5 protein-coding genes are annotated in these 6,144 nt (G+C 57.1%); all 5 read right to left on the reverse strand.

Translation table 11 applies throughout. The features are described 5' to 3' along the window. Window positions 1–134 precede the first annotated feature (134 nt). The 5 genes from ACQUWM_RS15985 to ACQUWM_RS16005 all read right to left on the reverse strand — a co-directional run bounded on the left by ACQUWM_RS15985 (window position 135) and on the right by ACQUWM_RS16005 (window position 6,093). Window positions 135–1,577, reverse strand: coding sequence for an aspartate kinase (locus tag ACQUWM_RS15985; RefSeq protein WP_428922814.1), 1,443 nt, complete (start codon window positions 1,575–1,577; stop codon window positions 135–137). A gap of 51 nt (window positions 1,578–1,628) precedes the next feature. Next, window positions 1,629–2,897, reverse strand: a complete 1,269-nt coding sequence (ectB, locus tag ACQUWM_RS15990) for a diaminobutyrate--2-oxoglutarate transaminase (protein ID WP_407001785.1) — start codon at window positions 2,895–2,897, stop codon at window positions 1,629–1,631. Window positions 2,898–3,065: 168 nt separating this feature from the next. Beyond that, a complete protein-coding gene (gene ectA, locus ACQUWM_RS15995; RefSeq protein ID WP_407001784.1) occupies window positions 3,066–3,581 on the reverse strand; it encodes a diaminobutyrate acetyltransferase in 516 nt (171 codons plus the stop codon). A 149-nt stretch (window positions 3,582–3,730) separates the two neighbouring features. Beyond that, window positions 3,731–4,687 carry a hypothetical protein gene (locus tag ACQUWM_RS16000; RefSeq protein WP_428922815.1) on the reverse strand — a complete coding sequence of 319 codons (957 nt, stop codon included), beginning with the start codon at window positions 4,685–4,687 and terminating at the stop codon, window positions 3,731–3,733. Window positions 4,688–4,689: 2 nt separating this feature from the next. After that, on the reverse strand, window positions 4,690–6,093 hold the full coding sequence (locus ACQUWM_RS16005) for a sodium:solute symporter family transporter (RefSeq protein WP_428922816.1): 1,404 nt from the start codon (window positions 6,091–6,093) through the stop codon (window positions 4,690–4,692). Window positions 6,094–6,144: the final 51 nt, after the last annotated feature.

Raw genomic sequence — 6,144 nt, forward strand, 5'->3', positions numbered from 1 at the left:
TTGGTACCGTTCGAAAAATGTACTCAAAGATACGATGGGGAGCAGGGCGTGGATTTCCCCGGAGAGGTGGGACAAACAACGCAGCCCCCGGCGGAATATTCGCTTCCACCCGGGGGGCTGATTCAGGCCAGGTCTCAGGCCGCGACGATGGCGTACTCGTGGTTGTGCGGTTCGATAAGAACACCGTGAAGGGCCACGATGGCCTTCTCGTAGTTGTCCTCGTCCACCACAAACTGGATGTCCACCTGACGCATGCACTGGTGCAGGGCAAGGACACTGATGTCCTCGTCCGCCAGCGCCTTCACTGAACGGGCCAGAATGCCAGGCACTTTCATGTCACTGCCGATGGCGGAAACCACAGCTACCTTGCGGGTATTGATCTCCGCATTCGGGAACTCTTCCTTCAGCGCCTTGACCACCCGCTTGACGTGCTTGAGCGTGCTGCCGACATAGTGGGTGATGGTGTTGGCGTTGGTGTCCTTGGACATGAAACGCACCTTGAAGCGGCTCAGCACATCGAGGATGCGACGATCGGAGCCCGGCTCACCCTGCATGTCCTGGTCGAACACCTCAATGGCAAACACGCCCTTGGCGCCGGCGACGATTTCCACCTGGGGCTTCTCACTGACGTAATCGCCGGTGATCAGGGTACCGGTGTGCTCCGGCTCAAAGGTGTTCATCACCCGCAGCGGGATTTCATTCTGCCGCATGCCCTTGCCGGCACGGGGGTGGATGGCTTCCATACCCAGGTTGGCCAGCTGGTCGGCGACGTCGTAGTTGGTCCGGCCCAGGGGGACCACCTTGTCGGCACCAACGATATTGGGGTCGGCGGAGCTGAGGTGGTATTCCTTGTGGATAATCGCTTCACGGGCCTCGGTGATCACCGCCACCCGGCTGAAGGTCATCTCGCTGTAGCCGCGATCAAAGGTCCGCATCAGACCTTCCTTGCACTGGGCATACCCGGTCACGATGGGCAGTTCACGGGTCAGGTCGACCGCGTCGAACGCCTGCTTCAGCTTCTCGTCCAGGGGCAGCAACTCATTGTCGCGCCAGCCGGTGAGATCCACAAAGCGGGCGTTGATGCCTTCCTGCTGGAGCTTCAGTGCGGTGTTGAAAGCACTGTGCGCTTCGCCGATACCGGCCAGCATTTCACGCACAGTCAGCAGATGCTCTTCCAGCTGGAACTGGCCATAAGAACACAGACGCTGCAGGTCGATCAGACAACCGCGAACACCCTCAATACGGTCGGTGATGAACTGGTCTGCCTGCTGTTTGAGCATGGGATCCTCAAACAGTTCACCGTTGATATCGGTCAGGAACTTCACCAGTTTGGTGAGGTCGTCACCCCAGGCCCAGTCGGATTCAGCGTCGGCAAACAGGGCATACACGCCCGGCTCACCGGTTTTCTTGTGCTCCAGCAGTTCGTTGGTGACGCCACCGTAGGCGGAAACCACAAAAATGCGCTGGTACAGATCTTCTTTGCTGCGATCACCGATGATGATGTTGTCACGGACGGCCTCGTAGTTGGTCATCGAGGTGCCGCCGATCTTTTCTACGGTATGTAGTTGGGTAGTCATAGTGTCGTCTTCGCTATCCTGCAGAATGAATGTTCGGATGAGAAAGGCGCCTTACGACGCCTCGCTGATCCCTTCCTGCATGATTTCGTCCACACTTTTCGCCAGCAGCTCGGCACCTTTCTTCAGGTCTTCCTCGCTGGTGGTCAACGGCATCAGGCACTTGATGACTTCGTCGTTGGGACCACTGGTTTCGATAATCAGGCCATGCTCGAAGGCACGCTTGGTGATCGGCCCCGTCACATCGGCATGTGTGGCTTCAATACCACGCATCAAACCGCGCCCCTTCATTTTGAACTCACCCGGGTACTTGTCGCAAATCGCCTGCAGGGCGTCGCCCAGCACCTTGGTCTTGGCCTTCACTTCGTTGGCGAAAGCGTCGTCTTTCCAGTAGGTCTCTACCGCCGCACGGGCAGTTACAAAGGCCATGTTGTTGCCGCGGAAGGTACCGTTGTGCTCGCCGGACGTCCAGATATCCAGCTCCGGCTTGAACAGCACCAGGGCCATCGGCAGGCCGTAGCCACTGAGAGACTTCGACACAGTCACAATGTCCGGCTTGATGCCGGCGAATTCAAAGCTGAAGAACTCACCGGTACGACCGTTACCTGCCTGGATATCGTCCAGAATCAGCAGGATATCGTGCTTCTTGCACAGCTCGGACAGGCCTTTCAGCCATTCGGCACGGGCCACGTTCAGGCCGCCTTCGCCCTGTACCGCCTCAACGATTACGGCTGCCGGCAGCTCAACACCGGAGGAGCTGTCAGACAGTACCTTGTCCATGATCTCCAGGGTGTCCACGTCATCACCCAGGTAACCGTCGTAGAACATGAAATCGACGTTGCCCAGCGGCGTACCGACACCGCCCCGGTGGTGCTTGTTACCGGTCGCAGCAACGGCACCCATGGTCACACCGTGGAAACCGTTGGTGAACGAGATAATACCGTTACGGCCTTTGACCTTGCGCGCCAGCTTCATGGCCGCTTCCACACAGTTGGTACCGGTGGGGCCGGTAAACTGCATTTTGTAATCCAGGCCACGGGGATCAAGGATGTGCTTCTTATAGGACTCGATGAAGTCGTGCTTGGCGGTGGTGAACAGGTCCAGGCCCTGGCTCACACCGTCGGCTTCAACGTATTCCAGCAGCGCTTTCTTGAGGATATCGTTGTTATGCCCGTAGTTCAGGGAACCGGCACCGGCGAGAAAATCCAGGTACTCTTTGCCATCTTCGGTGTACAGGTGCGCGTTCTTGGCGCGGTTAAAAATCACCGGAAAGGCGCGGGAATAAACGCGTACTTCAGATTCGGTCGACTTGAAAAGTTCCATTGTCTTGCCTCTTAGCATGTCAGGTTCGAGGTAGATGTGGGGCAGCCCGTCGGGTTACGTCGCGATCAGCCAGCCACACATTGGTTAAAGCCTTCTGGCAGACCTACCTCAGTAGTCTGCCGGCCACTCCAAATAGCGGTTATTAACGCCTGCGTCAGTAACAGACTCTCAGACTGGCTTTGTGAAAGGCCCGATGCGCAGCAGGAATTCAGAATCATGCTTGCCGCCAAAGTGAGTCTCTTTCTCAAAGTGCTCGTGGTAGGTGAGCTCGGCTCCCAGATCACGGGCAAATGAGCGGAACAACGCCCAGGATGCTTCGTTGTCCTCGGTGATGGTGGTTTCCAGGTGCGTCACGTTCTTGCACGCGTCCCGGGCCACAATCTCTTTCAGCATCCGCTTGGCCAGACCCTGTCCACGACCTTTCTCGTGAACGGCCACTTGCCAGACAAACACGGTTTCGGGCTGTTGGGGAGGGATGTATCCGGAGATAAAGCCGACCAGATCGCCGTCCTTCTCCGCGGCCACGCCGGTCTCGGCAAAGTGGCTGCACTGCAACAGGTTGCAGTAAATCGAGTTGGGGTCCAGCGGAGGGCATTCTGCCACCAGCTGGTGGAGCCTGTAGCCATCATCCTTAACGGGTGTGCGAAGGGTGATGGCGGTGGTATTCGAGCCTTCTGATGTCATAGCGTGATCAATTCGTGTCAAAAAATTAGGGTTAAATTATATAGACCACAAAATATATTTCAAGTTGGGCCTGAGCGGCCCACGCCGAACAGGCTACGCTTGCCCTATTAGAATAGACCGGATTGAAGCAACCGCCAGTGACAAATTGATTACGAATTGGAAGGGAAAATAATGTGTTCCGGGCTCAGGGACGTGCCTGAGATCATTCGGTAACGGTAGGAAACCGCCGCCGGTGAATCAGCGGGCCAGAGCCGGTCAAACTGTAACAACCAGGCACCGAGATCGTAGGCGACCGGCATAAGGGATACATTCAGGCCACGATGTTCAATGCCCGCCACTGGCTCAGCGAGGGGGCTTGTAAAACCAATACGAGTGATCAGTCCACGGGTATCCGAACGCAGGTTACCCATGCCCGCAGAGCCGTTATTCGCCACCACACGGAGCCGGTCATTGACCACGCCTGACCAGAGTGCGGGAAGGCAGGTATGAGTGGAGGCAATCACGTCCGCGCCCGACACCCTGAACCATTCCGCCAATACCGAATCGTTGCCGGCGACAAAAGATTCATGGGCCAGCCCCCAGCCTGCCAGTGACTCAGGGTCCCCGTGCAGCACCAGAATCTTTAGGCCTCCAAATATCAAGCAGCGAAACCTGGGCAATCCGGACAGCCGTTTTTGTATATCCGGATGTTCATCGGCCAACGCTTGAAGCCGTTCCATCATTCGATTGGAACGATCAACCACGCCCTGATCCACAAAATCGGGATAAGCGCAGCCGCAACCTGCTCCGACGCTGGGTGCAGCCAGCTCGAAGTCTACATTGCCAAGGGTAACCGTATGATCCAGCACTCGGTTATTGATCTGCCGGAACAGCGCGTCACTGGCATTGAACCAGTTGAAGTCGCCATTGAAGACCAGTTTTACCCGATGCCCCTGCCGCTCCTCCGCCAGCGCCATCTGCTCAATTTCATCCAGAGCGAATGGATTGCCGTAAAGCCCGCCAATGACATACAGCACATCCTCGGACACCTGACTGGCTTCCTGGCAAAGTGAAGCCGGATGGTAGCGGTAGGCCAACGGACAACTGCGACCCTCGGAGCTGGCCATGCCTATACCCCACTGGTGGCCAGAGACTTGCCTGCGAGTCGCCTTAACACCAGCGGCAGAAAGAACCCGGCGGTACAGATCAGAAAGCCGTAGGCGTTGACCCCAAGCAGCATGGCGTACTTGCCGTCGCCAATGGCCCAACTTGACGGGATCAGCCCGGTGGCCAGCAGCACGCCCAGCCCCAGCCCGGTCCAGAAACTCAGGTGAAAGCTCCAGGGTGACCAGCGGGTGAAGCCGTAGAACAGGAACACCGGTGCCAGGCCCATCACCATGGTGCCAGAGATGGTGGTCGCCTTGAGGATGTCGGTGCCGGCGAACATCGGCAGGTTGCCCAGAAACGCAAACACGACCATCACCACCGCACCGACCCGCATGCTCGGCAGCCTGTCCGATGCGCGCTGCGCCAACCGTGGCAGATCCACCGCCAGGGATTTCGCCAACGAGGTAAAGGTGGAATCCAGTGTCGAACCTGCCGAAGTCATCATCACCACGCTCATAAAGAACAACGCCGCCAGCCCCAATGACTGTCCCACAGCCGCAGGCGCATTGCCCATGGCGTCAATGCCGTTCAGGCGAGCGTGAACGCCCACCAGACTGAAGATAAACACCGCCACAAAGCCCAGAAGCCCGGCCACCACAAAGCTCTTAAGCATGGTCTTTTCCTTGTTCACAAAGCCCCGGTCGGTCAGCACCGGATCGTGGAACGGATAGCTGAACAGCTGCAACAAGGCCACCAGAAGCAGATCAAAGCCGGCGTTAAGCTTGAACTCACCATTACTCAGCAGGGCACTGGTATCGTTGGCCGGAATGATCAGGAACAACACCGCGCCAACGAAGAAGACGAACACAAACGCCTGAATCACATCGGTAAAAATCGACGACCGCAGCCCGCCTTTGAGGCTGTAGGCCAGCGTAAATACAGTGAACAACATCGCTGCCGCATAGTATTCCCACTCACCCGGCAACCCGAAGTAACCGCCCACCACAGCAGTGTTACTCCAGACTTCGTTATACAACCGAATCAGAATCGCCGCCGCAAACGCCAGACTGGCCAGCCGCCCAAAGCGGGAGGTCAGAAAGTCCTGCAGGCTACGGGCGCCGGTCTGAGTACGAATCAGATAAATCACATACCCTGCCACCGGAATCGATAGCCAGTAACTGGCATACGCCAAACCACCGACCACACCATAGGCCGCACCCAGGTTGGCAGCGTTGGTCACCGACTTGGCAAAAATCCAGCTGATAAAAATACTGGCCGTCAGTGACCACTGACCCACCGGGTTACCGTGATCATCAGCACCTTTATAGAACGAATTCGCGTTCTTGCTCTTCGGCGACAGCACATACATGACCACGCCGTAAACCAACAGGAATCCCCAGAACAGGGAGGCTTCAGTAACGTTCATTGTTCATTTCCGGTTCTTTGTCTTTGGGAGTAGGCCGGTCAGGGGTGGGTT

This window comes from Marinobacter sp. DUT-3 (assembly GCF_050379435.1).
GTDB lineage: Bacteria > Pseudomonadota > Gammaproteobacteria > Pseudomonadales > Oleiphilaceae > Marinobacter.